The 4190-nt window shown below is 53.1% G+C and carries 6 protein-coding genes; 4 read left to right on the top strand and 2 right to left on the bottom strand.

The annotated features are described in order from the left end of the window. Positions 1-328: 328 nt before the first annotated feature. Together relB and M6F29_RS11290 are read right to left on the bottom strand one after the other, a co-directional pair. Entirely contained in the window at positions 329-664 is a 336-nt protein-coding gene (gene relB, locus M6F29_RS11295) for a type II toxin-antitoxin system RelB family anti-toxin transcriptional regulator (RefSeq protein ID WP_298159915.1), read from the bottom strand. Then, complete coding sequence (locus M6F29_RS11290; RefSeq protein WP_298159912.1) at positions 639-938, bottom strand: BrnT family toxin; 300 nt, start codon at positions 936-938, stop codon at positions 639-641. The genes relB and M6F29_RS11290 overlap by 26 nt, the downstream gene beginning before the upstream one ends. A 96-nt stretch (positions 939-1034) precedes the next feature. Between M6F29_RS11290 and M6F29_RS11285 the strand changes: the two genes are divergently transcribed. The 4 genes from M6F29_RS11285 to M6F29_RS11270 form a co-directional block, all read left to right on the top strand. Beyond that, positions 1035-1697, top strand: coding sequence for a VirB8/TrbF family protein (locus M6F29_RS11285; protein WP_298159909.1), 663 nt, complete (start codon positions 1035-1037; stop codon positions 1695-1697). 11 nt (positions 1698-1708) lie between these two features. Continuing rightward, positions 1709-2593, top strand: coding sequence for a TrbG/VirB9 family P-type conjugative transfer protein (locus M6F29_RS11280; RefSeq protein ID WP_298159907.1), 885 nt, complete (start codon positions 1709-1711; stop codon positions 2591-2593). A gap of 10 nt (positions 2594-2603) precedes the next feature. After that, positions 2604-3944: a TraB/TrbI/VirB10 family type IV secretion system protein gene (locus M6F29_RS11275; protein WP_298159904.1), complete on the top strand. Its 1341-nt coding sequence runs from the start codon at positions 2604-2606 to the stop codon at positions 3942-3944. Between the two features lie 116 nt (positions 3945-4060). Beyond that, positions 4061-4190: recombinase family protein (locus M6F29_RS11270; RefSeq protein WP_298159920.1), on the top strand; the 130-nt coding region annotated here is incomplete at its 3' end.

Raw genomic sequence — 4190 nt, 5'->3', positions numbered from 1 at the left:
CACGAACATAAACGGAGGCGGATCTGCTGAAATTCCCCCTTCAAGTTCCGCAAGCACTGCCACATCAGGGGGATCGTCTGGCACACCAGATTCCATTGGTGGGGGAACAACAGGGATCGGTGCAAGCACAGCCTCTGGAAGTGCCGCTTCTGCAAGCGGGGTCGGAACCAGTAATGCGCCGTCATTGTTACAGTCCGGGCTGGATACCTTGGGACAATCCAGGGACCAGGTTGGCAGAAGTGAAGGCGGGAGCGGCGGAATTCAGATTCGGCTGGGACATTCAGAGTAACTGGATGCGCGACAAACCCAGAATTTCACCCCATGGCCCTCAAATCAATGCGGACAGTGCGGCTTCGGGGACCTTGTTAAGCACTTTCAAAAGTGCCCTGGCCGCTCCTGTTGGTTGGCGTTTGCCTTGCTCCCAATTTCTAATCGTTTCAAGCGAAACATCGATGCGTTGCGAAAACTCAAGTTGACTCAGGCCCAAACGATGGCGCACACGCCGTGTGAATTTTGCAGAGTCTTTCATGGCTTCTGCATCGTCTTTGGCCATTTGAGAAGTGATGTCCTTTTCGCTCGTGGCATCCAGGCGATTCTCGTCTACACGACCCAGAGGCAATCCGGCAAGAGTTACGGAGTCAGTTTTTACATGTACCGTTTTCATAATCATTGACCTCTCGTTGGTTGGCTTTTCGTGCTGAAATGATTCGGAATACCGATCCACGAATGGTGTACGCCACAAAAAAGACACGCCCATCAATGGCTCCAAGCAACTGATAACGATCTTCTCCATAATTCCAGCGTGTGTCCTTGCGTATCAACCGATCCGCATCCACAAACGCACGTAACACATAAGCGAAGTCGAACCCGCGCTCTGAGAAGCAAGCATCGCTTTTATCCTGATTCCATTCGAATTCCATGCTCGTATAGTAGGCCATTGGCCTATTGCCGTCAATGAAAATGCTTGAGGTTCCCACCCTACAGAGTCTCCATGTACACCTGCAAGTTGCAGGATTTTTAACGGGAGACAGAACATGGCGTCGGACGCAGCAAAACCCTCAAGCCCATCGAACCCCTACCTGAATGCCAGGCGGGAGTGGGATGAACGATATGGAGACCAGATTGCCAGAGCCAGATCCTGGCGCATGGCAGCATTTGCAAGTCTGGCCGTGGCTGGCATTGCCGTGGTGGGAATCACCATCATAGGCTCACAAAGCAAGATCAAACCCTTCGTGGTGACCATCGACAAGTTGGGTGACCCCATTGCCATGGCCCAGCCGGTGACCGGAAGTGCCATTGACCAGCGGATCATCGAGGCCCAGTTAGCCAACTGGGTATGGAATGCCAGAACCGTGATTCCAGACCCAGTCGCACAAAAAAACCTGATCGATAAGGTTTATGCCATGACGAGTTCATCGGCGGCGACCTATCTGAACCAGTATTACTCCCAGCATCCGCCATTCGGCGACTTCACTGTAAATGCCCAGATCAACAGCATCCTGCCCATCAGCAAGGATACCTGGCAGCTCTCCTGGGAGGAGTCACGTTATCAAAATGGGCAGCCTCAACCGGTTCAGCACTGGAAAGCCAACATCACCACAGGAGTTGATCCAAAACTGGGGGAAACCCCTCAAGTGAAGATCAACAACCCGCTGGGTTTATTCATCAGATCGGTTTCGTGGACGCAGGTTATCTAAGGAGAATTCAGATGCAACTCAAAATAAAATCGGCCGCCATTCTGGCGATGTTAGCCGCCGGTGGAGCCGTTGCCGGACAGGCCTCCATGATCACCAGCCAGGATATATATGAGACACAGGATGCCATTCCACTCTCAGACAGGGCCACCCACGAGGCCGCCGATACTTGGCTCAAATCAGGGACCGCCCCAAATCTGGTGGGCACCAATGGCAAGGTCATGTATCCCTATGGACAAAGCCGTCCGACCATCACCTGTGCGCCCCTCCATGTTTGCGTGATCAACCTCCAGCAGGGTGAGCACATTACCAATATCAGTATTGGGGATAGCGTCCGGTGGCTGGTGCAACCCGCCGATGCCGGTGGGCAGCCGGTGCTTGTGGCCAAGCCCACTCAGGCCGGTCTGGTGACCAATCTGGTCGTAACCACCAAAGAAGGCCGGGTGTATTACCTCGGTCTGGTCAGTGATAAAAAATACTATGTCCCGGAAGTGGGGTTCTATGATCCTCAGCAACTGGTGATCACCATGCAATCTAAGGCGGCGCAGGATGCCGATGCCAAAAAGAATGTGGTGGCCACGCTCGGGAATGTGGATCCGTCCAAACTGGATTTCGACTACTCGTGCAACTCTGACGATGATAAAGGGATTAAACCGGTCAGGGTTTTTGCAGGAAGCGGACACACCTATCTTCAAATGCCCCCAGACATGAAGTATGGCGATGCCCCGGCGGTGTTTAACATGGTCGATGGCAAAAAGACCGAGTTGATCAATAGCCGTCTCGTCAACGGCTACTTCATCATCGACGGGATGCCCCGTCAGTTCAAATTGGCCACAGGAGTCGGGGATGATGCGACCACGACCTGTGAGCACAATACCCATAGCGGGTTCTGGAATTAAGGGGGCGATCATGGGTAACGAACAAATCGATGAGAAATTGCTGAATGAGGATGTTGCAAAACAGAAAATTTCCATCCACAACAAACCCAGGCCAGCAAGTTCCGGACTGAGCAAATCGGTAAAACTGTACGCAACAATTGGAGGACTATCCATTGCCGGAGCAATCGTTGCCGGAATCATGACTGCAGGGAACAAAGGATCAAAATCGGAGCAAGCGGATAACTCGACAGCAACGGATGTGGGACAAACCAGGCCAGCGATCTCAACATTCCAGCGCAGGAAACAAGCCACTTTGCCCGGTAGCCAGGTGGCAGATGGAAGTAATTCGGCGTCAAACTCCGGAGGAGCAGGGACAGTTCCCCCTGTGAATGGACTCGGGAAGTTTCCTCCAGATCAAGGTCTGGGTAATAAAAACCGGAAAGAACTGACCGAAGCCGAAAAATACCGCCAATGGAAGCAGGCGCAGTACTTCAAATCCCTGGAAGATGCGGAAATGACGGCTCAAAAAGCACAGGAAGCCAAGCCGGTGGCCAGCAATGACAATATGAATATGCGGGGAAACGAAGGAAGTGCTACTGGTGTCCCTGTGGGGGGACAGCAACCCGGATTCTTGAGTGTTTCTGATGGGCTGAACAAGTTGCAGGACATGGCGATAGCCAAGGCAGGGGCCCAAGAAACTGGCGCAAATAGTCCCCAAGGAGAGAATAAGGCTTTCATGAAAGACCAGTCGAAAGAGCAGACCGGGTATCTGATGGATAGCGTACATCCGGCTGCTGGCCAGCACGAGATCTTTGCCGGGTCCGTCATCCCGGCAGTTATGCTCACCGGCATCGACAGCGATTTGCCGGGGACAATTTCCGCACAGGTTCGTCAAACCGTCTACGACAGTCTGAATCCAGACATCGTTCTGATCCCGCAGGGGGCCAAACTTGTGGGCCAATACAGCAGTGGGGTCCAGTACGGGCAAAAGCGGGTACTGGTGGCTTGGTCACAGTTGATTTTCCCGAACGGATCCACCATCGACCTGCGTGGAATGTCAGGCACTGATGGAGAGGGGCAGGCGGGATTTAATGACCTGGTAGATAACCACTTCCTCAGAATTTTCGGTAGCGCCTTCTTGCTCAGTATCCTTGGGGTTGGAGCCCAGTTGTCGCAGCCACAAAATTCGAGCATTCTGATGGCGCCGACCGTAGGCCAGCAGGCAGCGGGAGCCATGGCCCAAGAATTGAACATCGTGGGGACCAATCTGATGAACCAGAACCTGAGTATTCAGCCTACCTTGCAGATCAGACCCGGCTACGCCTTCAATGTCCTGGTAAACAAGACAATGATCATGCCGAGTTATGAATGAGCGTGTCCAATAAACGGTGGTTTTCTGGACGCCGCTGGACCGCATGCCGAACGGCTGCCAGAAACACCATAATCTGTTAAAATTCCCATCAATTTTTCAACATCCGGCAACTGTCAATGAATCAACGGATCGGATATGCACGCGTTTCGACAGATGACCAGAACCTGGACCTGCAGCGCGACGCGTTGCGCCTGGCTGGGGTTGGTTCCATCTACGAAGAGGCGGCGAGCGGCAAGACTGCTGTTC

Origin of the sequence: Ferrovum sp. (assembly GCF_027317285.1) — a bacterium.
In the GTDB taxonomy this organism is placed as follows: Bacteria; Pseudomonadota; Gammaproteobacteria; order Burkholderiales; family Ferrovaceae; genus Ferrovum.
The sequence above is the reverse complement of the archived record's forward strand: the minus strand, read 5'-3'. Positions and strand labels throughout refer to the sequence as shown.

Coding starts and splice junctions, on each gene's coding strand:
- relB (WP_298159915.1), bottom strand. CDS start 664: ATGAAAACGGTACATGTAAAAACTGACTCCGTAACTCTTGCCGGATTG.
- M6F29_RS11290 (WP_298159912.1), bottom strand. CDS start 938: ATGGCCTACTATACGAGCATGGAATTCGAATGGAATCAGGATAAAAGC.
- M6F29_RS11285 (WP_298159909.1), top strand. CDS start 1,035: ATGGCGTCGGACGCAGCAAAACCCTCAAGCCCATCGAACCCCTACCTG.
- M6F29_RS11280 (WP_298159907.1), top strand. CDS start 1,709: ATGCAACTCAAAATAAAATCGGCCGCCATTCTGGCGATGTTAGCCGCC.
- M6F29_RS11275 (WP_298159904.1), top strand. CDS start 2,604: ATGGGTAACGAACAAATCGATGAGAAATTGCTGAATGAGGATGTTGCA.